Origin of the sequence: Mesorhizobium sp. M1D.F.Ca.ET.231.01.1.1 (genome assembly GCF_003999155.2) — a bacterium.
In the GTDB taxonomy this organism is placed as follows: domain Bacteria; phylum Pseudomonadota; class Alphaproteobacteria; order Rhizobiales; family Rhizobiaceae; genus Mesorhizobium.
In genome coordinates, this window is sequence record NZ_RZOZ02000004.1 from 97,496 (window position 1) to 122,860 (window position 25,365).

Annotated in this window: 24 protein-coding genes and 1 pseudogene; 10 read left to right on the forward strand and 15 right to left on the reverse strand. The window is 65.9% G+C overall.

All coding sequences use genetic code 11. The features are described 5' to 3' along the window. Positions 1 to 26: 26 nt before the first annotated feature. Positions 27 to 1,154 carry a BMP family ABC transporter substrate-binding protein gene (locus EN874_RS13000; RefSeq protein WP_127425098.1) on the reverse strand — a complete coding sequence of 376 codons (1,128 nt, stop codon included), beginning with the start codon at positions 1,152 to 1,154 and terminating at the stop codon, positions 27 to 29. A gap of 337 nt (positions 1,155 to 1,491) precedes the next feature. On the opposite strand from EN874_RS13000, the gene EN874_RS13005 reads away from it, so the two are divergent. Beyond that, positions 1,492 to 2,145, forward strand: coding sequence for a GntR family transcriptional regulator (locus EN874_RS13005; RefSeq protein WP_168247487.1), 654 nt, complete (start codon positions 1,492 to 1,494; stop codon positions 2,143 to 2,145). Here the strand turns inward: EN874_RS13005 and EN874_RS13010 are convergent. Continuing rightward, a complete protein-coding gene (locus tag EN874_RS13010; RefSeq protein WP_127425099.1) occupies positions 2,123 to 2,932 on the reverse strand; it encodes a LuxR C-terminal-related transcriptional regulator in 810 nt (269 codons plus the stop codon). The two genes, EN874_RS13005 and EN874_RS13010, sit on opposite strands and share 23 nt — an antisense overlap. A gap of 118 nt (positions 2,933 to 3,050) precedes the next feature. On the opposite strand from EN874_RS13010, the gene EN874_RS13015 reads away from it, so the two are divergent. From EN874_RS13015 to EN874_RS13050, 8 genes and pseudogenes are all read left to right on the forward strand, one after another. Beyond that, a complete protein-coding gene (locus tag EN874_RS13015; RefSeq protein WP_127425100.1) occupies positions 3,051 to 4,187 on the forward strand; it encodes an ABC transporter ATP-binding protein in 1,137 nt (378 codons plus the stop codon). Then, positions 4,168 to 5,331 carry a spermidine/putrescine ABC transporter substrate-binding protein gene (locus EN874_RS13020; RefSeq protein WP_127425101.1) on the forward strand — a complete coding sequence of 388 codons (1,164 nt, stop codon included), beginning with the start codon at positions 4,168 to 4,170 and terminating at the stop codon, positions 5,329 to 5,331. The genes EN874_RS13015 and EN874_RS13020 overlap by 20 nt, the downstream gene beginning before the upstream one ends. 77 nt (positions 5,332 to 5,408) lie before the next feature. Then, positions 5,409 to 6,272, forward strand: a complete 864-nt coding sequence (locus tag EN874_RS13025; protein ID WP_126087503.1) for an ABC transporter permease — start codon at positions 5,409 to 5,411, stop codon at positions 6,270 to 6,272. Continuing rightward, positions 6,272 to 7,084: an ABC transporter permease gene (locus tag EN874_RS13030; RefSeq protein WP_126087504.1), complete on the forward strand. Its 813-nt coding sequence runs from the start codon at positions 6,272 to 6,274 to the stop codon at positions 7,082 to 7,084. Before EN874_RS13025 ends, EN874_RS13030 begins: the two co-directional genes overlap by 1 nt. 11 nt (positions 7,085 to 7,095) lie before the next feature. Then, complete coding sequence (locus EN874_RS13035; protein WP_127425102.1) at positions 7,096 to 7,857, forward strand: glucose 1-dehydrogenase; 762 nt, start codon at positions 7,096 to 7,098, stop codon at positions 7,855 to 7,857. Between the two features lie 387 nt (positions 7,858 to 8,244). Continuing rightward, positions 8,245 to 9,614 (forward strand): annotated as a pseudogene (locus EN874_RS13040) (glutamine synthetase family protein). 2 nt (positions 9,615 to 9,616) lie between these two features. Then, on the forward strand, positions 9,617 to 10,909 hold the full coding sequence (locus EN874_RS13045) for an FAD-binding oxidoreductase (protein ID WP_168247479.1): 1,293 nt from the start codon (positions 9,617 to 9,619) through the stop codon (positions 10,907 to 10,909). Positions 10,910 to 11,031: 122 nt separating this feature from the next. Then, the gene (locus EN874_RS13050) at positions 11,032 to 11,820 is read left to right on the forward strand and encodes a DeoR/GlpR family DNA-binding transcription regulator (RefSeq protein WP_245513553.1); all 789 of its coding nucleotides are present in this window, start codon (positions 11,032 to 11,034) and stop codon (positions 11,818 to 11,820) included. A gap of 24 nt (positions 11,821 to 11,844) precedes the next feature. Here the strand turns inward: EN874_RS13050 and EN874_RS13055 are convergent, their stop codons facing one another. The 8 genes from EN874_RS13055 to EN874_RS13090 all read right to left on the reverse strand — a co-directional run bounded on the left by EN874_RS13055 (position 11,845) and on the right by EN874_RS13090 (position 20,618). Next, the gene (locus EN874_RS13055; protein WP_127425104.1) at positions 11,845 to 12,924 is read right to left on the reverse strand and encodes an ABC transporter ATP-binding protein; all 1,080 of its coding nucleotides are present in this window, start codon (positions 12,922 to 12,924) and stop codon (positions 11,845 to 11,847) included. Then, positions 12,921 to 13,721, reverse strand: a complete 801-nt coding sequence (locus tag EN874_RS13060) for an ABC transporter permease (protein ID WP_127425105.1) — start codon at positions 13,719 to 13,721, stop codon at positions 12,921 to 12,923. Before EN874_RS13060 ends, EN874_RS13055 begins: the two co-directional genes overlap by 4 nt. 1 nt (position 13,722) lies before the next feature. After that, complete coding sequence (locus EN874_RS13065; RefSeq protein WP_127425106.1) at positions 13,723 to 14,583, reverse strand: ABC transporter permease; 861 nt, start codon at positions 14,581 to 14,583, stop codon at positions 13,723 to 13,725. 58 nt (positions 14,584 to 14,641) lie between these two features. Further along, the gene (locus EN874_RS13070; protein WP_127425107.1) at positions 14,642 to 15,646 is read right to left on the reverse strand and encodes an ABC transporter substrate-binding protein; all 1,005 of its coding nucleotides are present in this window, start codon (positions 15,644 to 15,646) and stop codon (positions 14,642 to 14,644) included. Positions 15,647 to 15,712: 66 nt separating this feature from the next. Beyond that, positions 15,713 to 17,188, reverse strand: a complete 1,476-nt coding sequence (locus EN874_RS13075) for an aldehyde dehydrogenase (RefSeq protein ID WP_127425108.1) — start codon at positions 17,186 to 17,188, stop codon at positions 15,713 to 15,715. 10 nt (positions 17,189 to 17,198) lie between these two features. After that, entirely contained in the window at positions 17,199 to 18,236 is a 1,038-nt protein-coding gene (locus tag EN874_RS13080) for an LLM class flavin-dependent oxidoreductase (RefSeq protein ID WP_127425109.1), read from the reverse strand. Next, complete coding sequence (locus EN874_RS13085) at positions 18,233 to 20,038, reverse strand: alpha/beta fold hydrolase (RefSeq protein WP_127425110.1); 1,806 nt, start codon at positions 20,036 to 20,038, stop codon at positions 18,233 to 18,235. Before EN874_RS13085 ends, EN874_RS13080 begins: the two co-directional genes overlap by 4 nt. Beyond that, positions 20,031 to 20,618 carry an amino acid synthesis family protein gene (locus EN874_RS13090; RefSeq protein WP_127425111.1) on the reverse strand — a complete coding sequence of 196 codons (588 nt, stop codon included), beginning with the start codon at positions 20,616 to 20,618 and terminating at the stop codon, positions 20,031 to 20,033. The genes EN874_RS13085 and EN874_RS13090 overlap by 8 nt, the downstream gene beginning before the upstream one ends. A gap of 137 nt (positions 20,619 to 20,755) precedes the next feature. Between EN874_RS13090 and EN874_RS13095 the strand changes: the two genes are divergently transcribed. Further along, a complete protein-coding gene (locus tag EN874_RS13095; protein ID WP_127425112.1) occupies positions 20,756 to 21,430 on the forward strand; it encodes a GntR family transcriptional regulator in 675 nt (224 codons plus the stop codon). Here EN874_RS13095 and EN874_RS13100 read toward each other — a convergent pair. From EN874_RS13100 to EN874_RS13120, 5 genes are read right to left on the reverse strand one after another with little or no spacing between them, the layout of a single operon-like run. After that, on the reverse strand, positions 21,427 to 21,933 hold the full coding sequence (locus EN874_RS13100) for an L-2-amino-thiazoline-4-carboxylic acid hydrolase (RefSeq protein WP_126087517.1): 507 nt from the start codon (positions 21,931 to 21,933) through the stop codon (positions 21,427 to 21,429). The two genes, EN874_RS13095 and EN874_RS13100, sit on opposite strands and share 4 nt — an antisense overlap. Further along, a complete protein-coding gene (locus tag EN874_RS13105) occupies positions 21,930 to 22,709 on the reverse strand; it encodes an ATP-binding cassette domain-containing protein (protein ID WP_127425113.1) in 780 nt (259 codons plus the stop codon). The genes EN874_RS13100 and EN874_RS13105 overlap by 4 nt, the downstream gene beginning before the upstream one ends. Next, entirely contained in the window at positions 22,706 to 23,554 is an 849-nt protein-coding gene (locus EN874_RS13110; RefSeq protein ID WP_127425114.1) for an ABC transporter ATP-binding protein, read from the reverse strand. Before EN874_RS13110 ends, EN874_RS13105 begins: the two co-directional genes overlap by 4 nt. Continuing rightward, positions 23,551 to 24,381, reverse strand: coding sequence for an ABC transporter permease (locus tag EN874_RS13115; RefSeq protein WP_127425115.1), 831 nt, complete (start codon positions 24,379 to 24,381; stop codon positions 23,551 to 23,553). The genes EN874_RS13110 and EN874_RS13115 overlap by 4 nt, the downstream gene beginning before the upstream one ends. After that, on the reverse strand, positions 24,378 to 25,364 hold the full coding sequence (locus EN874_RS13120; protein ID WP_127425116.1) for an ABC transporter permease: 987 nt from the start codon (positions 25,362 to 25,364) through the stop codon (positions 24,378 to 24,380). The genes EN874_RS13115 and EN874_RS13120 overlap by 4 nt, the downstream gene beginning before the upstream one ends. Position 25,365: the final 1 nt, after the last annotated feature.

The following is a 25,365-nucleotide window of genomic DNA, read 5'->3' on the forward strand; positions in this document are numbered from 1 at the left end:
CCCGTCTCCCTCGGCTTGCGACTGACTCAAGCGGTCGAGCCGACGACGCCCTCGACGAGATAGTCCATGCTTTCGAGCTCGATGGCGGTCTCGACGAAGGCCTGGCCTTCGGTCGCGACGACGGCGCCCTTGTTGCTCTTCAGCGGTCCCTTGATGACCGAAAAGCCACCCTTCATCATTTCGGCCAGCGTGGCGTCGAACTGCTTGCGCGCGGGTTCGCCGACGGCGGGGCCGAGCGGGCTCATCTTGACGAAGCCGTCGGCCAGTCCGCCACGCGTGAAATTGGGCAGCGGCTTGCCGGCGATAAGGTCGTCGACGAACATCTTGTAGACCTTGGCCCAGTTCCACTCCGCGCCGGTCAGGTATTTTTCCGGGGCCAGCGGGCTCTGGTTGGCGTGGTAGCCGCAGACGAAGGCGCCGCGTCCGGCGGCTGTTTCGACCACCACCTTGGGGCTGTCGACATGGCAGGTGACGACGTCGGCGCCCTGGTCGACCAGCGCGTTGGTGGCCTCGGCCTCCTTGACCGCCAGCGACCATTCGCCGGTGAAGATCACCTGGCAGGTGATCGCCGGATCGAACGATCGCGCACCGAGCAGGAAGGAATTGATGTTGAGCAAAACCTGCGGGATCGGCTTGGCGGCGACGAAGCCGAGCTTCTTCGACTTGGTGGTGTGGCCGGCGACGACGCCGTTCAGATACTGGCCCATGCCGATATAGCCGAAATAGGAGCCGGCGTTCATCGGGTGCTTGTCCTTGTTCCACATGCCGCCGCAGTGGCGGAACTGCACGTCAGGGAACTTGGCGCACATGGCGAGCATATGCGGGTCGAAATAGCCGAAGGAGGTCGGGAAGATCAGCGAGGCGCCGTCGAGATTGATCATCGATTCCATCGTCTTCTGGACGTCGACCGTCTCGGGGACGTTCTCTTCCTCGACGATGGAAATGCCCTCGACGCCCTTCAGCGACGCAGCGCCTTCGGCATGCGCCTGGTTGTAGCCATAGTCGTCCTTCGGGCCGACATAGATGAAGCCGACGGTTGCGGCGGCGGCGCGCGCCGCGCGGATCGGAAACGCCGCCGAAGCCAGACCGAGCGCCGCCCCGGCGGCGGAGGACTTGAGCAGGTCGCGGCGGCTAAGCATGAATTTGTCGGTCATATCGAATGCTCCCCTTTCTTGGACCCTGACGGGGTCTGTTGTCGTGCTGTCGAGAAAGTGCATGCAATCGCTGTGCCAGTTCCTTGGCGCGATTTTCTGTAATAAAATCAATCGGTGACTTTGGAGAACCTGCATAAACCAGAGGCAAGTGCATGCACTTTTTGCCTGAAAAGAGACCAGTTTGACAATGAGGTCAAAATCTAGGCATACAGGGATGCGGCCTTGAGTCGAAACAGCCCGTGGGCCGTCCACCTTGCGGGCCGGCCGCAATAACTGGACGGGAGGAGACGTGTCGGGAAAGCGCAGCTTGGTCAGGTCGGGAACGACCGTGGATCAGATGGTGAGGGCGATCGCGGACCGCATCGTCACCGGCTATCTGCGTCCCGGCGAAAGGCTCGACGAGGTCTCGCTCGCCGCCCGCTTCGACGTTTCGCGCACGCCGGTCCGGGAGGCGCTCGGCCAGTTGAGCGCCATCGGCCTGGTCGAGAGGCGGCCCAACCGGGGCGCGATCGTTGCCGTGGTCACGCAGGAGCATCTCGCCTCGATGTTCGAGAGCATGGCCGAGCTGGAAGCGATCTGTGCCCGCTTTTCCGCCGAGCGCATGACCGGCGCCGAGCGCCGCGCGCTGGAGATGGAGCATCAGGCATCGGCGCGCCTCGTGCAACTCGGCGCCGAGGAGGACTACGAGTATTTCAACACCGAGTTCCACAGCAGGCTCTATCGAGGCGCCCATAACACGCATATCCATGATTTGACCGTGGCGACCCGCAGCCGGCTGGCGCCGTTCCGGCGCGCGCAGTTCATGCTGCCGGGCCGGCTGGCCAAATCCTGGCAGGAACACGACCTGATCGTCACCGCCATCATGCGCGGTAACGCGGCTGCGGCGGGCAAGGCGGCCCGGGATCATGTTTCGATCGTCAGCGAGGCGAGCGCGGTGTTTGCGGCCGTCGACCCGGTGGAGCCGGAGCTCAGCCGGTCCGCGCGTCGATAATCTCGACGAAACGCGCGAAGAGGCCGGCCTGCGACTTGATCTTGAGCTTGCGATAGATGTTGCGGCGATGGACCTTCACGGTTCCGGGCACGATCCTGAGCGCCCTGGCGATCGATTCCGTCGAGTGCCCCTGGAGCACGAGGTCGACCACCTGTTTCTCGCGCGAGGTCAGCGACAGGCTCTTCCAGATATGCGCGCGATCCAATTCGTTGGCCGTTGCGACGGCCTCGCCCGGGGGCGGGACCGCTACCTCTTCGGCCGGCAGAGCCCGCCAGCGCAGCCGGCAGAAGCCGACCACCGCCGGCGCCATGTCGCGCAGCAGCCTGGCATCGGCGGTTCCGAACGGCCCTGAAGCGCGCAGCCGCATCAGCGACAGCACCAGCGCATCCTTGCCGGCCAGCGGGACGAAGAAGCCGACCTCCTCGGCGAGCCGGGTCTGGCTGTAATAGGAGCGGTAGTATTCGCTGGCATAGAAGCGGTCGGGCGCAAGCTCGCGCATCCGCCAGAAACCCTCCTTGCGTTCGACCGCGGCGTGATGAAAGGGGTCGAGCAGGTAGGGGCCTTCCTGATAGAGCGCGACGAAGATGTGGCTCTCCGCCGGCGAGAAGGTCTCGAACAAGAGCGGCGGCCGCGCAGCGCCCCGATAGCCGAAGATCACGCAGTGGTCGAAGCGGACATGTGCGCGCAGCCAGCCGACGATTGCCCTGCCGAAATGATCGCCGCCGGTCTCGCGTGTCGCGGCGATTACGGCGGCCAAGGCATTGTAGTCGTCACTGCGGGAGGCCAATTCATACCCCTCTAAACGATAAAATCAGCTAAATATACCACCCGCGAGGTATATACTAGCTGCTATTGGCTCTGCTAGCGTCACGACATTGCCTCACGCTGTCACTGGAGCCCGTGGCTTGACCGCAGTGCCCGATATCGAGTTTCGCGCGGTCACCAAGCGCTACGGCGCCGTCACGGCGGTCAGCGGCATCGACCTTGCCATCCCGTCCTCCGCCTTCGTCGCGCTGCTCGGACCGTCCGGCTGCGGCAAGACGACGTGCCTGCGCATGATCGGCGGCTTCGAGCAGCCGAGCGAAGGCCAGGTGCTGATCCGCGGCCGCGACATGGCCGGCACGCCGCCCTACCGGCGCCCGGTCAACATGGTCTTCCAGCAATATGCGCTCTTTCCGCATCTCGATGTCGAGGAGAACATCTCCTACGGGCTGCGCCAGGCGAGGCCGCGCCTGTCGTCGCGCGAGATCGCCTCACGGGCCGGCGAGGCGCTGGCGATGGTGCAGCTCGCCGGCTACGGACGCCGCAAGATCCACGAGCTTTCGGGCGGCCAGCAGCAGCGCGTGGCGCTCGCCCGCGCGCTGGTCAACAAGCCGGCGGTGCTGCTTCTCGACGAGCCGCTGGCGGCGCTGGACAAGAAGCTGCGCACCGACATGCAGATCGAGTTGCAGAACCTGCAACGCGAGATCGGCATCACCTTCGTGCTGGTCACCCACGACCAGGAGGAAGCGCTGTCGATGAGCGACTTCGTCTGCGTCATGAATGGCGGCCGTGTCATCCAGCTCGGACAGCCGAGCGAAATCTATGACGAGCCGGCGGACCTGTTCGTCGCCGACTTCGTCGGCAAGACCAATCTCTTGAGCGGCGAGGTGGCGGGCTTGTCAGGTGACCTCGTCGAGGTCGCGCTTGCCGACGGCACTGTCATCGCTGCACGCAAGCGGGTACCACTCAGCAGGGGCGAGGCGGTATCCGTCAGCCTGCGACCGGAATCGCTCAGTCTCTCGGCGCCCGATGGCGGCAGCCTCAAGGGCATCGTGCGCAACCGGATTTTCCTCGGCTCGACGGCGGAATACGCGATCGAGGTCCAGGGCATCGGATCACTGCTCGCCAAGGCCGACCACCTGATCGGCCAGGGCAATCTTTTCAAGCCGGGCGAACCCGTCGCCATCGGCTTTGCCGCCGGAGCGCCGCTGGCGTTCCCGCACCCCAAGAACAACGGGACCAACCAGAGGGAAGACCAACATGCCGAAATCCTATCGTGACGGACTGCCGATAAGCCCCGAAAAATTCGTCGACCAGCTGATGCGCCTCAAGCGTGGCTCGATCAGCCGGCGCGACTTCCTCGGCATCACCGGCCTTGGTGTCGCCACTGCGGTCATGGCGCGCGAGCTCGGCATCATGCCGACGCCGGCGTTCGCCGCCGCGAGCCTCGGCGACCGCATGTCGATCGCCACCTGGCCGAACTACCACGACCCGCAGACCTTCGAGAATTTCAAGGCCGAGACGGGTGTGGCCGTCGAGGTCAACGTCTTCGGATCGAACGAGGAGATGCTTGCCAAGCTGCAGGCCGGCGGCTCGGGCTGGAGCCTGTTCGTGCCGACCAACTACACCATCTCGACCTACAAGAAGCTCGGCATCATCGAGGCGCTCGACATGGCCAAGCTCGGCAATTTCGACGGCTCGCAGGAAGATGCCCGTTTCACGGCGGAAGGCACGATCGACGGGACGATCTATGCCGTGCCGAAAAACTGGGGCACGACCGGTATTGCGATCAACACCAAGAAGCTCGCCAAGCCGATGACGAGCTGGAAGGAGTTCTGGGACACGGCCATGGCGGAAGGCGACGGCCGAACCATGGTGCATGACTATCAGCTGACCACGATCGGCAATGCGCTGAAATATTACGGCTATTCCTTCAACTCGCTGAAGCAGGACGAGCTCGCCAAGGCCGAGGAGCTGCTGCTCAAGGTCAAGCCGCATCTGTTCGCGGTGTCGAGCGACTACCAGCCGGGAATGCGCGCCGGCGATGCGTGGATGACGATGTGCTGGACCAATGACGGCGCGCAGCTCCACCGCGACATCCCGGAGATCGCCTATGTGCTGGGCAAGGAGGGCGGCGAGATCTGGACCGACTTCTACGCCATCCCGAAGGATGCGCCGAACAAGCCGGCCGGCTACGCGCTGCTCAACTACCTGATGAACCCGAAGGTCGCGGTGAAGGAGCATCTTGCCAATGGCGCGCCCTCGACCGACGCGCGCGTCAACGCGCTGCTGCCGAAGGAGGTGCTGGACAATCCGATCCTCTATCCGGCCGCCGATCTTCTGAAGCCGCTCGAGTTCGGCGCCGCCGCGACGCTGACCGATCCGGGCCGCGCCGAATTGATGGCGCGCTTCAAGTCGGCTTGAACGGCGCCGGCCACAAACCCGATCCAGGCAATGCGGCCGGCGGACGATTGTCCGCCGGCACTGAAGCGGCTTTCTCGATGCGCGGCAGTCTCGTTCACAAAAATCTCCTGACCGCGCTGCTGCTTGCCCCGGCGACGCTGTGGCTGGTCGTCTTCCTGGTTTTGCCCTTTGTCGCGATCGCCATCTTCAGCGTTGGCGAGCGGGCGCCCGAGGGCGGCTATCAGGCCGCGCTCACCTTCGCGCAATATGCCAACCTGCCGGCGCGCGCGACCGCCTTCTGGAACACCATGGTGCTGGCGCCGATCGGGGCGCTCGCCTGCCTGCTCGTCGCCTATCCGGTTGCCTACTACCTTGCTTTGCGCGCCCCGCAGCGCTGGCGGCTGATCCTGCTCGCACTGATCGTCATCCCGTTCTGGACCAGCCTTTTGATGCGCACCTATGCGTGGATGTATATCCTCGGCGGGCGCGGCATTCCGGCGCTGCTCGCCTATGTCGGTATCGAGGATCTCAGGCTGATCAACACGCCGGGCGCGGTGCTTCTCGGCATCGTCTACGGCTACCTGCCGCTGATGATCCTGCCGATCTATGTCAGCCTCGAGCGGCTCGACCGCCGGCTGCTGGAGGCGTCCGCCGATCTGGGTGCTGCGCCGCTGTCGACGTTCATCGGCGTGACGCTCAGGCTGTCGCTGCCCGGCGTGATGACCGGCTTCTCGCTGGTGATGATCCTGTTGCTCGGCGAATATCTGATCCCGACGCTGCTCGGCGGCGGCAAGGTGTTCTTCATCGGCAACGCGCTGGTCGACCTCTTTCTGCAGTCGCGGAACTGGCCGTTCGGATCGGCCATCGCCATCACGCTGGTGCTGGTCTCGGTGGTGGTGCTGATCGCGGCCAATCGCATCTCGACCCGGCTTTCCGGCGCACGCCGGGTGGACCTGATCTGATGCGCGCCTTCGTCGTTGCCGTCTTTGCCTTCCTTTATCTGCCGATCGCGCTGGTCGTGCTGTTCTCCTTCAATGCCGGCCACCATGCCAGCGAGTTCACCGGCTTTTCCGTGCAGTGGTACGGCAAGGCGCTGTCGAACCCGTTCCTGGTCGAGGCGCTCAAGAACAGCCTGTTCATCGCCACCACCAGCGCGCTGCTCGCGGCCTTCTGCGGCACGGCCGCGGCGCTCGGGCTGCAGCGCGTCGGCGTACGCACGCGGGCGCTCTTCGATGCGCTGCTGGGCGCCGCGATCGTGGTGCCTGGCGTGGTCATCGGCATCTCGACGCTGGTGGCGCTGGTGCAGCTTTTCGCCGTCGTCAATCCGTTCCTCGCCTCGCTGTGGCCGACCGACCAGCCGCCGCGGCTTGCGCTCGGCTATGGCTCGATCATCGCCGCGCACGGCCTGTTCTCTATGGCATTGGTGACGATGATCGTCGGCACGCGGCTCAGCAGCCTCGACCGCAATCTGGTCGAGGCCTCGAGCGATCTCTACGCCACGCCGCTGACGACGTTCCGCTCGATCGTGCTGCCGCAGATCATGCCGGCGGTGATCGCCGGCTTCCTGCTCGCCTTCACCTTCTCCTTCGACGATTTCATCATCGCCTTCTTCGTCGCCGGCGCGCAGACGACGCTGCCGATCTATGTCTTTGCCTCGATCCGGCGCGGCGTGACGCCGGAGATCAACGCCATCGCGACGATCGTGCTCGCCGCCTCGGTCCTGCTCGTCCTGCTCGCGCAATGGCAGCTCGGCCGACGAAAACCATCGCCTTGAAAGACAGATCCATGATTTTGAAAGATCGCATCGCCGTGGTGACGGGCGCCGGATCGGGCATCGGGCGCGCCGGGGCCATGATCATGGCGCGGGAAGGGGCGGTCGTGGTGATCGCCGACCGCGACCCGACGGCAGGCGAGGCCACCGCGTCCGGCATCCGCGACGCCGGCGGCCGCGCCGAAGCGGTCGCCACCGATGTCGGCGACGACACGGCTGTCGAGGGCTTGATCGCGGGAACGCTCGGCAGGCATGGCCGGATCGACATCCTGCATAGCCATGCCGGCATCCAGGTCGGCGGCACGCTGACCGAAGTCAGCACCGACGGCATGGACGCCTCGTGGCGGATCAATGTGCGGGCCCAATTCCTCGCGGCGAAGACCGTCATGCCTACGATGATCGCGCAGGGCGGCGGCGTCATCCTCAACACCGCATCCAATTCCGGCGTCTTCTACGACCGCGAGATGATCGCCTATGCCACGTCCAAGCACGCCGTGGTGGCGATGACCAGGCAGATGTCGCTCGACTACGCAAAGCACAATGTGCGCATCAACGCGCTCTGCCCGGGCTGGGTGGACACGCCGTTCAACGAGCCGTTCATCGCCCAGATGGGCGGACGCGACGCGATCGAGAACTATGTCCGCACCAAGATCCCGATGGGGCGCTGGGCGAGTGCGCAGGAGATCGCCGAGGCGATTCTGTTCCTCGTCTCCGACCGCTCATCCTTCATGACCGGCCAGGCGCTGGTGGTTGACGGCGGCGAGAGCATCGGCTGAGCTGTCTCAACGGTGCGGGCTTGCGCCGGCAGCCAGGATCGGTCAAACCATAGGCTCCACCTTGATGAGACCCGTCATGCAGGCTGCAAAACAGCGATACCGCGCGAGGCATTCGTTTGTTGCCGGCGGTACTTCGTTCGCGCGGGCAGGGCGCCGCTGATCATGCGCTGCTGCCGCCACGAGAACCTGCAGCGCGCGGAGGAGACGAAGGTCGGCTCGCATGTCGTTCGCGACGGCTGGACCGAGGGGGTATGCGGCGCGCTCGATCCGGCCTCTGGGCCGGCCATCAGGCGGGCGTCCGTCATTCAGACAATTTAGCTTATTCAACGCTCAAACCGAAACGGACTTGCCCGCCGAAGCGATCTCTCCTTCGTACGGACATGACCGATGCCTGACAAACAAGACACTTCCCTCTCCGGCAACGCAGACACGCAAAGCTGGCTCAAAACGCATGGAATAAACGAGGTCGAGTGCCTCGTGCCCGACGTCAACGGTGTGCTGCGCGGCAAGGCCCTGCCGGCGGCGAAATTCCTCAAGTCGCTCGAAGACCGCGCGCTTTACCTGCCGAGCAGCGCCTTCCTGGTCGCCATCGACGGCCGCTATTCCGGCTCCATCGATGAGGGGTTCGCCTACCAGGACCCTGACATGCGCATGGTGCCCGACCTTTCGACGCTCAGTCTCGCGCCCGCCGCCGGCAGGGCCTATGTCTTCGCCGACGCCTTTCACATGGACGACCGGCCGTGGATGGCCTCGCCGCGCCATATGCTGAGGGCCGTGCTCGACCTCTATCGCCGGCGCGGCTGGCGCGCGGTGATGGCGCCGGAGATCGAATTCTATCTCACCGCGCCCAATCCCGACCCGGACCGGCCCGTGACCGCGCCTGTCGGGCGCAACGGCCGGCCGGAAAGCGTGCAGCATCCTTACGACATGCAGGCGCTGGAGGAGTTCGAAGAGGTGACGCGACGCCTCTACGACCACGCCGCGGCCGCCAGCCTGCCGCTCGACACGCTGATCCATGAATCCGGCACCGCGCAGCTCGAGATCAACTTCCTGCATGGCGATCCGCTGGCGCTGGCCGACAAGGTGCTTTTGTTCAAGCGCCTGGCGCGGCAAGTGGCACAGGCGAGCGGCATGCACGCCACCTTCATGGCCAAGCCGATCGCGGCCCAGGCCGGCAGCTCGATGCATCTGCACATGTCGATCGTCGACGAGAGGGGCGACCCCCTGTTTGCCGGAAGCGACGGCGACGATACGCAGATGTTCAGCCAGTTCATCGGCGGCTGCAGAAATATATTCCGCAGGTGATGCCGCTGTTCGCGCCCAACGTGAATTCATATCGCCGCATCCGGCCGGGCCACAGTGCGCCGGCCAATGTCGAGTGGTCGCACGACAACCGCTCCTGCGGTCTGCGCGTGCCGATGGGCGGGCGCGCGGCCCGGCGGGTGGAGAACCGGCTGCCCGGCGCAGACGCCAATCCGTATCTCGCCATGGCCGGCTCGCTGATCGCCGGCTATCTCGGCATCGAGGAGAAGCTTGCCCGCTCCGCCGAAGCCTTCGGCAACGCCTATCGCAGCAAGAGCACGCTGCCGAAAACCATGGAGGAAGCGCTCGACCGCTTCGCCGCCTGCGAACCGGTGCGGGCGCTGCTCGGCGAGGATTTCTTTCAGACCTATCTGCGGGTGAAGAGCGTCGAGCTCGACCTGTTCCAGACCGTGGTGACGTCGTGGGAACGCGACCATCTGCTGCTCAAGGTGTGACCATGGCTTCCACGGGTTTCAATTCCGGTCTCGATATCGCCAAGTCCTACTATGTCGCCACCGCCAATCCGGCGCCGGACCATCCGGCGCTCATCGGCGATGTCGAGGCCGACCTTGTCGTCGTCGGCGGCGGCTGCACCGGCCTGTCGGCGGCGCTTCATGCCGCCGAGCGCGGACTGAAGGTGGTGCTGCTCGAAGGCGGCAGGATCGGCTGGGGCGCATCCGGGCGCAATGGGGGCCAGATGATCCCCGGCCTGCGCAAGGGCGCCAAGGGACTGGTCAAGGCGTTCGGTCCGGAACGGGCCAAGGCGCTGTTCGACCTCGCCTTCGAGGCGCGCGGGCTGGTGCTCGACATCATAGAGCGCCATGGCATTGATTGCGATCTGCGGCTGACCGGCCATCTGGTCGGCGCAGTCAACGGCTCGGACATCCGCGACTTCGAGGAAGAAGCAGAATGCCTCGCCAAGGTGATGAACTTTACGGATATCGAGATCCTCTCGGCGGCGCAGGCGCGGCAGAAGGTGGACACCCCCTATCAGGGGGCGGTCTTCGAGAGGCTCGGCGGCCATATGCATCCGCTGAACTACACGCTGGGGCTCGCGCGCGCCGCGTCCGCCGCCGGCGTCACCATTCACGAGAACTCGGTTGCGGTGCGTCTCGAACGCGAGCCGTCCATCCGCGTCTTCACCGACAAGGGCTCGGTCCGCGCCCGGCATGTCGTGCTGGCCGGCGATGCGCTGCTCACAGGGCTCGAGCCGCGCGTCAACAGCCGCATCATGCCGATCGGCAACTACATCGTCGCCACCGAGCCTTTGGGCGAGCGCAACGTCATCCCGTCCAATGTCGCGGTTTCGGACACGCTTTTCGTGGTCAACTATTACCGCATGTCGGCGGACGGCCGCCTGCTGTTCGGCGGCGGCGAACGCTACACGCCTTCGCCGCCGGCCGACATCGCCGGCTTCGTGCGGCCGCATGTGGAAAAGACCTTTCCGCAGCTCAGGGGCTGCCGCATCGATCTCGCCTGGGGCGGGCTGGTGTCGGTGACGACGTCGCGCCTGCCGCATGTCGCGCACTACGGCGAGGTCTATTTCGCGCATGGCTATTCCGGCAAGGGCGTCATCCTGTCGACGCTGTCGGGCAAACTGCTGGCGGAAGCGATCACGGGCGATGCCTCGCGGCTCGACCTGTTCTCGACGCTGACGCCCCTGCCGTTCCCCGGCGGCACGGCGCTGCGCGGGCCGCTCTATGTGCTCGGCATGCTATGGTACGCGATGCGCGATCGCTTGAGGCATTAGGTCTGTCGATATTCAGGTGAGGCCGGCCTGACCTGATTCTCAACAGACCCTGGGCTGGCTTTCCCGGCCTCGGCGTGGCTAATGTCCTCACGCCGGGGCCGCGATCCCGGTAAGGAAGAGCGATGAACATCGAGCCTGGACGGCTGACGAAGAAGGAGCGACATGAGCTGATCCTGTCGGAGGTCCGGCGCTCGGCATCGATCCGCATTTCGAAGCTTGCCCGGCGCATCGGCGTCGCCGGCGAGACCATCCGCCGCGATCTCATCGAGCTTGGTGAGGCGGGGTTGATCAACCGCACCTATGGCGGCGCGACGATTGCGCTGATGACGTCGGAACCCGTGATCGCCGAACGCGGCCTGATGTTGACCGAGGAGCGCGCCCGCATCGGACGCGGCGCGGCCGGCCTGATCGAGAACGGCCGCATCGTGATGATCGACGGCGGCTCGACGACCTACGAGGTTGCGCGCAACATCGCCCAATTGAGGCGGGACCTGACTGTCATCACCAACTCGGTCGGCATCGCCTCGGTCGCCGGCGCCAATCCGAGCTTCCGCGTCATCCTTTGCCCCGGCACCTATGACGGCCGCGAGGCCAGCGTGCTCGGCGAGGACACGGTCGAATTCGTGCGCCGCTACAATGCCGACGTCGCCATCATCGGCGCCTCGGCCGTCAATGCCGAGGGGCCGAGCGACATGGTCTCGGGCGCGGCGGCGGTGAAGCGCGCGATGATGGCGCGGTCGCTGTCGACGATGCTTGTCGTCACCAACGACAAGTTTGGTCGCAACAGCCTCGAACGCGTCTGCGCGCTGAGCGATATTTCCGATGTCGTCACCGATAGCGAACCGGCGGTCGAAATGCGCGCCGCGATCGACGAGGCGGCCGCGGAATTGCACGTCTTCGCCGGCGACTGACGGAACTGCCGCAGGCAGGTGGTGTCAGCCCGGAAACAGGAATGCCGAAGCGGGATCGAAGAAGATTTGCCGGCTCGACGCGGCGTTGGCACCGTCTGACTCCGCACTGTCCGATGTCGGCCTGACATCGATCTCGTCCCCTGACGCGGTACGCGCCACGACACGCCGCCGGTCGCCAAAGAAGGCGGCATCGACGATCTCGACGGCAAGGGATGCGTTGCCCGGCACGGGCGTCAGGCGCAATGCTTCCGGCCGCACCATCAGCCTGGCCTTCTGGCCGCGATCGAGCTTGTGTGTCGCCTTGACGCCCTTGACGATCGAGCCGTCGGCCAGCCGCACGCTGGCCGTGCCATTCTCGGTTTCGAGATGCTCGGCGGGCAGGAAATTGGAGTTGCCGATGAAGCCGGCGACAAACTCGCTCGCGGGCCGCAAATACAGATCCTCGCCGGTGCCGATCTGCTCGATACGGCCGTCCTTGAACAGGGCGATGCGGTCGGAAAGATGCAGCGCCTCTTCCTGGTCGTGCGTGACATAGAGGATAGTGACGCCTGTCTCGCGGTGGATTCGTCGGATCTCGGCCTGGATTTCCTGGCGCAATTTCTTGTCGAGCGCCGACAGCGGCTCGTCCATCAACAGGATCGGCGGATCGTAGGCGAGCGCGCGGGCAAGCGCCACCCGCTGCTGCTGGCCGCCGGACAGCGCGCCCGGATGGCGGTCGGCGAATTTTTCCAGGCGCACCAGCGCCAGCATGTCGGCGACCTTGCGCTTCACTTCGGCATCCGGCCGGCGACGCACCCGCAGCGGAAAGGCTACGTTCTCGGCGACGCTGAGATGCGGGAACAGCGTGTAGCGCTGGAAGACCATGCCGATGTTGCGCTTGTGCGACGGCACCGAGAGCAGCGACTTGTCTTCCAGGAGCACATCGCCCGATGTCGGGTCCTGGAAGCCGGCGATCGCGTAGAGCGTCGTCGACTTGCCGGATCCGGACGGCCCGAGAAAGGTCAGGAATTCGCCCTTGGGCACGTCGATGGTGACGTCATGGACGGCGACGAAGGCGCCAAACGCCTTCCTTACCGCGCGGATGGACAGGAATGGCCGGGTCATCTCGATAGTTTTCTGCGAAGGAGTGCGGTCACGATCATCAGGGCGAGCGTCAGGCCGACGAGCAGGCTGGAGGCGGCGGCGACGACAGGGCTCAAATCAGCGCGCAGGCTGCCCCAGATCTTCACCGGCAAGGTCTGCAGGATCGGGCTCGCCATGAAGATCGCCACCACCACCTCGTCCCACGAGGCGAGAAAGGAAAAGATCGCCGCCGAGAAGATGCCGATGCGGATCGAGGGCAGGGTGATCCTGAGCCTTGCCTGCAGCGGGCTTGCCCCGCAAACGATCGCCGCATCCTCGATGGATTTGTCGAAGCCTTCGAGCGCGGTGGCGATCGGAATGATGGCGAAGGGCAGCGCCAGGATGGTGTGGGCGATGACGAAGCCGATCGTGGTGCCGGCGAGCCCGATGCGCAGGAAGAGGGCGTAGATGGCGATGGCGAAAACCACCACCGGCAGCACCATCGGTGTGAGCAGGAGGCCGCGCAGCAAATGCCGTCCGCGAAATTCACCCCTGACCAGGCTGAAGGAGGCGAGCAAGCCGATCAGCACCGACAGGATGGCGGCCATCGCCGCGATGCGGGCGCTCGTCAATGCCGCTTCGATCCAGGCCGGATCGGCAAGCAATTCCCGATACCATTTCAACGTCCAGCCGGGTGGCGGAAAGGCCAGCCAACGCGACGAGCCGAACGACAAAAGGATTATGAAGACCACCGGCAGCAGGAGGAAAGCGGCGACCAGCGCGGTGAAGCCGGCAAGCCCCGCACGCAGCCAACCGAGCCGGTCGTAATCGAGAAGCATCTCAGAGCCCTCCGGCCGGACGCCTGGCGCCGACAATGCGAAGCTGGATCGCATAGAGCGCCATGGTGACGACAAGCAGCACGAAGGCGGCCGCGCTTCCGAGTCCCCAGTTGAGCAGCGACTGCACCGTCTGTGCGATCATTTCGGCCAGCATCATGTTCGACGTGCCGCCGAGCAGGGCAGGCGTGACGAAATAGCCGAGCGACATGACGAAGACCATCAGCCCGCCGGCGCCTATGCCGGGAAGCGACAGCGGCAGGAGAATGCGGCGGAACGCTTGAAACGGGCTCGCGCCGCACAGGGCGGCGGCGCGCAGCGTCATCGGGTCGATGGCGCGCAGCGTGCCAACCAGCGGCAGGATCATGAAGGGCAGCATGATGTAGACCATGCCGATGGTGACGCCGGTCAGGTTGTTGATGAGCGGCAGCGGCTCATGGATGACGCCGAGCCCCATCAGCGCCCTGTTGATGACCCCGGTGCGCTGCAGCAGCACCATCCACGCATAGGTGCGGGTGAGAAGGTTGGTCCACATCGACAGGATGATGATGCCGAAGACGATCGAGCCGAGCGCCGGCGGCATGATCGCCAGCATCCATGCGACCGGAAACGCAACGACGATGGTCACGACAGTGACGACGGCGGCGACCAGGAAGGTGTTGAGGAACACCCGCACATAGGTGCCGCTGCCAAAAAGGGCGGCGTAGTTCTGCAGACCCGGCTCGGGATCGGTGACGCTGCGCAGCAGCAAGGCGACGACCGGCACGATGAAGAACAGGCCGACCAGGGTGAGCGCTGGCAGGGCGCCGGCGCTGCCGGCCGGCAAGCCGGCACGAGACCGGCGTCTGAAAGCAGTTCCCGTCATGGAACGTCCCGTCCTTCAAACGGGGCGCAGTTAGCGCGCCCCGCTCCTGTCGTGGCGGCTATTTGGTCTGCCAGGCGTACCAGCGCGTGGCGATCTCGTCGCGATGCTCGGCCCAGTAGCTCATGTCGAGGTTGATCTGGCCGTCGACATGCGCGTCCGGCAGGCCCTTGACCACGTCCGCTGGCATCTCGGCCTTGGCCTTGGTGTTGATCGGCGCGTAGCCGCTTGCCTCGGCGAATTTCGCCTGGCCTGTCGGGCTGGTCGCGGCAGCGAGGAACTTCATCGCGCCGTCCTTGTTCTTGGCGCCCTTCGGCACGACGAGAACGTCGGCGGCGGTGAGGTTCTGGTTCCACGAGACGCCGACATCGGCGCCGTCCTTCTCCAGCGCGAAGACGCGGCCGTTCCAGAGCTGGCCGAAGGCGGCTTCGCCAGAGGCGATCAGCTGCTGCGATTCCGCGCCGCCGCCCCACCAGACGATGTCCGACTTGATCGTGTCGAGCTTCTTGAAGGCGCGCTCGAGGTCGAGCGGGTAGAGCTTGTCGGCCGGCACGCCGTCAGCCAACAGGGCGATCTCGATCACGCCCGGCGCCGACCATTTGTAGAAGGTTCGTTTGCCGGGAAACTTCTTCGTGTCGAACATGTCGGCCCAGCTTGTCGGTTCGCCCGAAACGGCGCCTTTGTTCCAGGCAAGCACGAAGGAATAGTAAAAGCTGCCGACCGCATGTTCGTTGCTGAAGCGCGGGTCGAGGGCGTCCTTGGGCACGACGGCGAAGTCGATCGGCTCGAGCAGCCCGTCCTTGGCCGCCTTGATGGCGAAGTCCATCTCCACGTCGACGACATCCCAGGTGACGTTCTTGGCGTCGACCATGGCCTTCAGCTTGCCGTAATCGGTCGGGCCGTCCTGCAGCACCTTGATGCCGGAGCTCGCCGTGAATGGCTCCGCCCAGGACTTGGTCTGCGCTTCCTGCGTGGTGCCGCCCCAGCTGGTGAACACCATTTCATCGGCCTTGGCGGCGGTCGCCGCCAGCAGCCCGGCGAGGACGCCGGCTAAGATCAGTTTCATGTCATTCTCCTCTGATTTCGCTGTTCCGTTTCTTGTTCTTGTCAGTGCACCCTCGTCATGGCGTTCTCAGCGCATGACGAAGGGATCGGGGATCGGCTCGTCCGAGGTCTTGATCCAAACGGATTTCGAGCGCGTGTAGTCTCTGATGGCGTCGAGCCCGCCCTCGCGGCCGAGGCCCGACAGGCCGTAGCCGCCGAAGGGAACGAGCGGCGACACGGCACGGTAGGTGTTGACCCAGACGACGCCGGCATGGATGTCGCGCGCCATGCGGTGCGCCTTGCCGAGATTTGAGGTGAAGACGCCGGAGGCGAGGCCAAAGGGCGTGTCGTTGGCAAGCGCCAGCGCCTCGGCCTCGGTGTCGAAGGAAAGCACGCTCAGCACCGGGCCAAACAGTTCCTCGCGCACGCAGGGCAGGTCGGTATTGCCGGCATCGATGATGGTCGGCGCGTAATAGAAGCCGCCGCCGCCGATGCCCGGCCGCGTCCCGCCGGTGACCAGCGTGCCGCCTGCAGCAAGGCTCTCGGCCACCACCTTCTCGATCCAGTCGCGCTGGCGCGGCGTGGCTAAAGGCCCCATTTCGGTGGCCGGGTCCTGCGGGTCGCCGATGCGGATCGCTTCGGCCTTGCCCTTCAGGCGGCCAAGAAAATCATCCTTCACCGAACGCTCGATCAGCAGCCGCGAACCGGCGACGCAGCTCTGTCCCGTCGCAGCGAAGATGCCGGCGACGACGGCATTGGCGGCGCTGTCGAGATCGGCATCGGCGAAGACAACGACGGGGCTCTTTCCGCCCAGTTCAAGGGTTGTGCAGGCGAGGTTCTCCGCCGTGTTCCTGACGATCGCGCGGGCCGTCGACGGGCCGCCGGTGAAGGCGACGCGCGAGACAAGCGGGTGGCTGGTCAGGCGCCGCCCGCAGTCCTGGCCGAAGCCGGTGAGGATGTTGACAGCGCCGGCTGGAAAGCCGGCTTCGTGAACGAGCTCGGCGAAGGCGAGCAGCGGCGCCGGACCGTCCTCGGAGGCCTTGAGCACCACCGTGCAGCCCGCCGCAAGCGCCGGGCCGAGCTTGACGGCCGATAGGAAGAGCTGCGAGTTCCATGGCACCACCGCGGCGACGACGCCGATCGGCTCGCGGCGGATGGTGACGTCGAGGTCTGCCTTGTCGATCGGCACATGCGCGCCTTCGTGCTTGTCGGCAAGCCCGCCATAGTAGCGGTAGTAGTCGCCGACATAGGCGATCTGGGCGCGGGTCTCGCGGATGATCTTGCCGGTGTCGCGCGTCTCCAGCTCGGCCAGGCGCGCTGCATTGGCGGCGACGAGGTCGCCGAGTTTCACCAGCAGCTTTCCGCGCGCGGTTGCCGTCATCGTCCGCCACGGACCCGAGCGCAGCGCGCGGTGCGCCGCCTCAACGGCGCGGTCGACATCGGCTTCGGACGCCGCCGGCATCTTCGCCCATGGCGCGCCGGTCGACGGGTCGATGCTGTCGAAGGTCGCGGACGGCTCGTCGAAACGGCCGTCGATGAAGTTCCTGAAGAGAGCGTCGGTCATGGGCTCGCGATCAGAGGAAGGCCGGCTTCACCCGGTCGATGAACAGTTGCAGCGATTTCTTCTTACGTTCGTGCGAAAGGCCGCTGTCGATCCAGATCGAATACTGGTCGTAGCCGAGCGCCTCATAGGCTTTCAGCCGCGCGATCACTTCGTCCGCTTCGCCGATCACCAGGTTCTGGCGCATCTTGTCCGCCGCATATTGCGGCATGGCGGCAATCTCGTCGGCGGTGAGCGGCTCCAACACGCCCTGGTGCACCGGCTTCTTGTTCTGGAACCAGGCGCCGAACTGACAGTAGAAGCTCGACAGATCCTGGCTGAGGCGATCGGATTCGGCTGCGTCCGCGGCGACGAATGTGTGCATCAAGAGCATGATCTCCGGGCGCGCGATGTCGGGATGGGCGGCGCAGGCCGTGTTGAAGCGCTGCATCAGGCTCGCGACCTCGTCGTCACCGGACGCCAGCGGCGTCACCTGCACCTTGCACCTGTTGGCGACCGCGAAGTCGTGCGAGTTCGGGTCGCGTGCCGCCACCCAGATCGGCGGATAGGGTTTCTGCAGGGGCTTGGGCGAGGAGGTGGTCGGCGGGAACTGCCAAAATTCGCCGGAGTGCTCGTAGTCGCCATCCCAAAGGCCACGGATCGCCGGTATCATTTCGCGCATGCGCTGGCCGGCGCCCCAGGCGTCGAGCCCTGGAAAGACGCGCTGGTATTCGTAGCTGTAGGCGCCGCGCGCGATGCCGACATCCAACCGGCCGCCGGTGATGATGTCGGTCATCGCCGCCTCGCCCGCAAGCTTGATCGGGTGCCAGAAGGGCGCGATGATTGTTCCGGTGCCGAGGCGGATGCGGGTCGTCTTTGCCGCCAGATAGGCGATATTGATGAATGGATTGGGCGAGATGGTGAACTCCATCCCGTGATGCTCGCCGATCCACGCCGTCTCGAAGCCTGCCTCCTCGGCGAGTAGCACCAGCTCTCCCAACTCGTCCAGAAGCTGCGAATGCGGCTTGTCGAGATCCGAGCGTTCCATGTGCACGAAAAGCGAGAACTTCATCCCTGGTCACCTGTACTGAGCGAAGCGGCATCGGATCGAGCGAGCGGCCGCACCTCGCCTTCGACCTCGTTGCCGACATAGACGCCGAACGCGTCCTCGGTGCATTCGCGCACGTAACGGGCGAGCATCGAGCGGATGGCCGGATCGGCGATCTTCAAGCCGTCGATCGTGTCGATGTCGATCAACCGGATGCCGCGATCACTGGAGGCCGGCACGTCGAACGTGCCGCGATAGTAGACATGCGTGCGCGATTGATTTCCAGCATCGTCCCAGACGGCGTAAAGGAAGCCGAGTTGCGCTTCGATGGCCTTTGCGGCCAGAAGCCCGTTGAGGCTCTTGCCGTCGCTTGCCGAGCCCAATCCCCGGCCGCGCGGCAGTTCGAGGAAGCCGTCCGGCGTTTCCAGGAACAGGATGCGCCCGCCGTTTTCGAGGATGGCGCCGACATCGGTGCCGGGTTGGGCGGCGGCCAGCGCCTCCTGGCTCAGGCCGGGCGTGACGTAGGCGCCGCGGCAATAGCCAAGGGGTTGCGCGGAGTTTTGCTGGAAGGCGCGAACGCGGCCGATGAGGATCGAATGGTCGCCTGCCTCGACCAGCCGCTCCAAGTCGCAGTCGAAGAAGGCGACGGAGCCGTCGAGAACCGGACTGCCGGTCTGCCCCGGTTGCCACACGACGGAAGCGAACTTATCCGCCGCCTTCGATGCGAAGATGCCGGAGGCTGCCTTCTGGTCTTCGCTGAGCACATTGATGGCGAAGCTTTTCGATGTCGCGAACACCGGGTGGCCGAGCGCCTTGTGGGCGACGCAGACGAGCACCAGCGGCGGGTCGAGCGATACCGAGGTGAAGGAATTGGCGGTGAAGCCGCGCGGCTCGCCTTCCGGACCGATGGTGGTGACGATGGTGACGCCGGTCAGGAAGGAGCCCAGCGCGCGGCGGAACTCGCCGCTGTCGAAGCTGCCGTCTGCTGCCGGTTCATCGCTTTGGCCTATGCTTTCACCTTCGCTGAGGAAGTCGACGATGTGGCGCGTGGTCAGATCGGGTGCTGCCACCGCCATCATGTGCCTTTGGCTGGAGAGCACGGTGCAGCGCCCTTGCGGCGCGAGTCTGGCCATGGCGGCCGACATTGCCGGCGAGGAGTTCCTGTCCTGCGAACCGGTCATGAACAAGGCGGGCACGGCCAGCGTGCGCAGGAGGTCGGCGTGGTCGCTGTCGGCGCGGGCGAACAGCCGGTAGGTGCGGGCATAGCCTTCGGGGTCGACCTCGCTCAAGGCGGCCGCCGTCTTCCCGGCCGCCACCATGAGCTCAGCCGGAACCGGATCGCCGAACCAGCGCGCGATGGTCTGCGCGGCACCTGCCGCGTCGCCGCGACCGGTGAGCGCCGCAGCGCGCTCGCGAACGGCTTCGGCGAGCTCGGGCGGGCGGCGAAACACGGCGTTGAGCGAGACGATGCGGCCGACGCGCTGCGGCGCAAGCAGCGCAAGCTCCTGCGCGACAAGCGCGCCCATCGAGTGACCGACGACCGACACGCTTTCGAGACCGAGATGATCGAGCAGCCGGACCGCCTGCCAGGCATAGTCGGCCAACTCCGGAGCCTGCGGCGGCAGCGGCGACCCGCCGTGGCCAAGCATATCGATGGCGATAACGTCGAAGCGGCCAACCATGCGCTCGAACTGCGGCTGCCAGATCGCCGCGTTCATGCCGACACCGTGAATGAAAAGCACCGGCGCGCCCGATCCGGCACGAAGGAAGCTGGTGCCGTCGGGCGCGGTGGCCCGGGTCCATTCAGGGGCGACGGTGTCAGCCATGCAGGTCCCCGAGCTCCTTGAGGTCCTGGTAGCGGTCGCCGATGCGGTGATGCGGGCGGCCGCCGATGGACGCGCCAAGCGCCACGACCAGCTCGTCCGGCGCGGGCGCATCGCCTATCTGGAAATGCACGGTCAGGTAATGCGAGCGCCGCCCCGCGTCGTTCTTGTCCATCAGCGGGATCATGATCGGCGTGTTTGGCCCGCCGCGCAGATTGGTGAAGGCAAGATAGGTCTTGGCGCCGACGGCGCGACGGTAGTGGTTGCCGAAATGCAGCGTGTGGATGAGGGCCGAGGCGTGCTCGATCTCGCCCGAGGTGCCGCAGATGGCGGCTTTGCCGTAACCTTCGATCGCCTCGCCCGAGCCGGCGGCTGCGATGATCTCGCGCGTCAGGGTCTCTCCGAGCACCGGCGCACAAGCGCGGATCTCGGGCGAAAGATCCTCGGTGAAACCCCGTCCCGCCCAAGGGTTCGCCAGCACGGCGGCGACACCGATCAGGCGCAGCGGCCGTGGCGCTGCCTTGCCGCCCTCGATTAGCGTGTTCTCGGTGTAGGTGACGATCTTGCGAATGGCCGGCTGCATGAAAAACCTCTGTCGGGCGGCGCCTCGCGAGAAGCGCCTTTCCTGCGTCGTCTTATGGTATACCATACTATGGAGCACCAAATACCTTGTCAATCGGCTATCGAATCTGTTTTCGTGGCGGCGCAGGGAGCAATGACATGCAGGACGATACGCTTCGCATCGATCGCAGCGCCAAGACCTTGAGAACATTGGCTCTCGAACGCATGCGCGAAGCCATCATGGATTTTCATTTCCAGCCCGGCGAAAGGCTGGTCGAGCGGCCGCTGTGCGATCAGCTCGGCGTCAGCCGCTCGGTTGTACGTGAGGTTTTGCGGCAGCTGGAGGCCGAGGGGCTCGTTCAGATGATCCCCGGTCACGGGCCGGCGGTGGCACGGCCGGATCCTGGCCGCACCGACGAGATCTATGAACTGAGAGCGCTGCTCGAAGGGATCGCGGCCCGCGCTTGCGCGCTATCGGCAACCAATGGGCAGCTGGCGATACTGGAGCGTGCGCTCGGCGAGCTCTTCGAAGCCTGGGCCTCGGGCAAGCCGCCGGCGGTGATGCGCGCCACGACGAAGTTCTACGAAGCGCTGTTCGAGGCCGCCGACAAGCGTGTCGCTTGGGAGATCGTCAGCGGGCTCAACGTGCGCATCAACCAGTTGCGTTCGATGACAATCGCCTCGGCGAACCGGCGTGAGCCGGCGATCGCCGAGATGAACGCAATCATGGATGCAATCCGGGCGCGCAAGCCCGAAGAGGCGGAAGCGGCGGCGCGGCGGCATGTCGAATCCGCCTGGAAGATCGCCCGCACAGCCCTGCAGCCGCATGGTTAGGTCGCGTCTCTGTTAGTCAGCGCGATGTGGCAGCAGCCGGAGCCGTGGCCGGGCGTCCAGGTGACATTGGCGAAGCGCACGCCGGTCGCCTCGAACAGGCCGCGATCGAAGGCGCCGGCAATGCGGCAGAGCGTGGCGAGCTTTTCGTCACCGACGCCGGCCTCGATCCAGGCATCCTTCAACGGGCAACGTTTCACCTTGAAAGCGATGCGGTCCGGTCCGCGCTCGACATGGGTCGGGTACATGCGGCCGTCGTCCGGGCTGACGGCGAGGAAGGCCTCGCCGATCGCCGGCGCATCATTGGGGCCGAAATCGGTGAAAGCTGCCGCCGCGACCTCCCGGCCGCGTTTTTCGATGGTGCGGATCATAACCGCTTCGGCCTTTTCGGCGCCCATCTCGGCGGTCAGCTCGTCGAGCAAGAGACGGTAGAGATCGGCCCGGTTGCGGAAGGCGGAGTCGAGCTCGCGCGACAGTTTTTCGGCTCGGGCTGTCGGATCGGTCATGGCGTTGTGTTCCTGGTCAATCTGGGCGTCGCTGCCACCAGCGCATTGCCGATCGCCGATTGCGGGTTGGCGATGACGGCGCGGGCATCGCCGCTTTCGGCGATCCGGCCGGCGTCGAGAATGACGATGCGGTGCGCGACGGCGCGGATGACGCCGAGATCATGCGAAATGAAAAGATAGGCGATCCGTTCCTGTCTTTGCAGGTCGAGCAGCAATTCCAGGATCTGCCCGCGCACCGAGACGTCGAGCGCCGAGACGGCTTCGTCGAGCACGATCAGCGAGGGTTTCGTGGCGATGGCGCGGGCGATTGCCACGCGCTGGCGCTGACCGCCGGAAATCTCGTGGATGGCGCGCCCGGCAATGCCGGCATCGAGGCCGACGCGCTCCAGCAGCGCCGCGATACGCCGTGGTCGCTCGGTGCGCGAGGCAAGCCCATGGATGCGCAACGGATCGTCCAGGATGCGAGCCACGGTGGCGCGCGGATTGAAGGCGGCGAGCGGATCCTGGAACACCATCTGGAGGCGGGCGCGGCGCGCGCGCAGCGCGGCGCCCGACAGCGCGAGGAAATCCGCGCCTTCGAATTCGATGCGGCCGGCGTCGGGCGCGATCAGCCGCAGCACCAGCCGCGCGATCGTCGACTTGCCGCTGCCCGATGGGCCGGCCAACGCCAGCGTCTCGGCCGGCCCGATCTCGAATGAGACATCATCGACAGCGGGAAAAGGCTTGCCGCCGCGGCGGTAGCGCTTGGCCAGGCTGGAGACCGCGAGCAGGCTCATGCCGGGGCGCCTTGCTTGTCGAGCAGCGGTTCAGCATCGAGGCCGAGATGGGCATCGAGGAGGGCGCGCGTATAGGCGTGGCGCGGCTCGTTGATGGTTTCTTCTGTCTCGCCAAGTTCGACCAGCTCGCCATGGCGCAGCACGGCGATGCGCTCGGCAAGCGTGGCGGCGAGCGCGATGTCGTGGCTGATGAACAGCAGCGTCATGCCGTCCTCGGCAACCAACCGGCGGATCAGGGCGACGATCTCGGCCTGCACGATGGTGTCGAGCGCGCTGGTCGCTTCGTCGGCGATCAACAGCCTCGGCCCGGCGGCGATTGCCGCGGCGATCGCGACGCGTTGCTTCTGACCGCCGGAAAGCTGGTGCGGGTAGGCATGCAGGGCGGCCTCCGGCAGGCGGACGCGGTCGAGCAGGGTCTTGGTCCCGGCGTAGGCTTGCGGCCAGGTCAAGCCGAGATGCGTGCGGGCGACCTCGGCGATCTGCTTGCCGACCGGCATGACCGGGTCAAGGCTGGAGGAGGGGTCCTGGAAGACGAAGCCGATGTCGCGGCCAAGGAGGGGAGTATAGCTTGCTCTAATGGCAGATGGTCGGCGTTCTACGGCGAAGGAGCGAGACGTTTGTAGTTGGCTTGCTGACCACTCAATCGAACCGCCAATCCCGGCACCTCCCGCCAACAGCCCCGCCACCGCCAGCGCCAGCGTGCTCTTGCCGGAGCCGCTTTCGCCGATGATCGCGAGACGCTCGCCCGCCTCGACGTCCAGGCTGATGCCTTTCAGCGCCGCCACCTCCACGCCGTCGCGGCGATATCGCACCGAAAGATCGCGGATCGAGAGCAGCGTCGTCACGACAGGCTCCGGCGCACCGCCGTGCTTTCCACCAAGCCTTCGCCGGCGAGGTAGACGCCGAGCACGGTCAGCACCAGCGCGATGCCGGGAAAAATCGACAGATATGGCGCGGTGCGCAGCACGGCGCGGCCTTCGGCGATCATGCCGCCCCAGGTGACACGGTTGGGGTCGCCGAGGCCAAGGAAGGAAAGTGCCGCCTCGGTGAGGATCGCCGCCGCGATGATCACCGAGGACAGCGCCAGCACCGGCGGCAGAGCGTTTGGCAGCACCTCTCGGAAGGCAATTTCCAGCGGATGCATGCCGATGACGCGGGCGCCGGCGACATAATCGCGCTCGCGGATTGACAGCACTTCCGCGCGAGCAACGCGCCCAGGACCGGTCCATGCGCCCAGCGCTATTGCTCCGACGACGACGCCGAGCGAGGGGCCGACGATGCTGACGAAGGCCAGCGCCAGAAGGAAACTCGGCACGGTCTGGAAGGCATCGGTGATGCGCATCAGCACCTCGTCGATCAGGCCTCCCGCGAAGCCGGCCAGCGTGCCGACAACCGCGCCGATCAGAAGCGCCGCGGCCGCCACCGCCAGACCGACGGCCAGCGAGGTGCGGGCGCCATGGAAGAGCTCGGCCAGCACGTCGCGGCCGAGCCGGTCGGTGCCGAGCGGCAGCGACCATTCCTGGAATGGCGGCAGCAGCGCCGGGCCGGCAATCGACTGCGGATCGCCCGGAAAAAGCAACGGCGCCGCCAGCGCCATGGCGATGAGCAAGGCGAGGATGAGCGCGCCGGCGATCGCCTCCGGCGTGCGGAAGAAACGAAGCAGTCGGTTCATGCGCCTGCCTCGCCTGCGCCGAGGCGCGGATCGAGGAAGGCGTAGGTGAGGTCGACCACGAGATTGATGACGATGACCAGAACCGCGCTCACCAGGATGATGCCGAGCAGCAGCGGCGTGTCGCGTCCGGCGACGGCTTCCTGCGCCAAGCGGCCGAGGCCTGGCACGGCAAAGACGCTTTCGATGACGACGCTGCCGCCCAGCATCTGCGCAGATTGCAGGCCGAGCATGGTGACCAGAGGCAGGAGCGCGTTGCGGGCAACATGCGCAAGCACGATGCGGCGGCGCGGGAGACCCCTGGCGCGGGCGGCAAGGATAAAATCCTGTCGCCAGGCCTCGGCCATGCCGGCGCGCATCATGCGCAGATAGAGCGCGAGATAGATGAAGCCGAGCGCCGACACCGGCAGCACGAGATGGGTGGCGATGTCGGCGGCCCGCGCCAGCCCGGTTTTGCCGGAAGCGATGGTCTCGATGCCGCCGATCGGCAGCCAGCGCAGGTCGACGGCGAAGACGACGATGAGCACCAGGCCGAGCCAGAAGCCGGGCACCGCGTAGAGCGCCAGCGAACCGATCGACAGGAAGCGGTCGCGGAAGCTGCCGGGCGCAGCACCTGCATAGATGCCGAGCGCCGAGCCGAGACCGAAGGACAGCGCTGTGGCGCTCCCCATCAGGATGAGCGTGGTCGGCAGGCGCTCCAGGATGACGTCGCGGATCGGCCGCGAGAAGGTGACGGACCGGCCGAGATCGAGATGCAACAGCGCCCAAAGGTAGTTGGCGAGCCGCGTCAGTTCGGATTGGTCGAGGCCCCAGCGGTGGCGCAGCAGTTCGATCATGCCGGCATCGCCGCCGGTCGAGACGATGTAGGCGTCGACCGCGTCGCCGGGAGCGGCTTCAAGCAGCAGGAAGCTGCCGATGACGACGATGAGGAGGACGAAGACACTGCCGACGAGACGGCGGCGGAGGAGGGTGAGGGCACGGGTCATG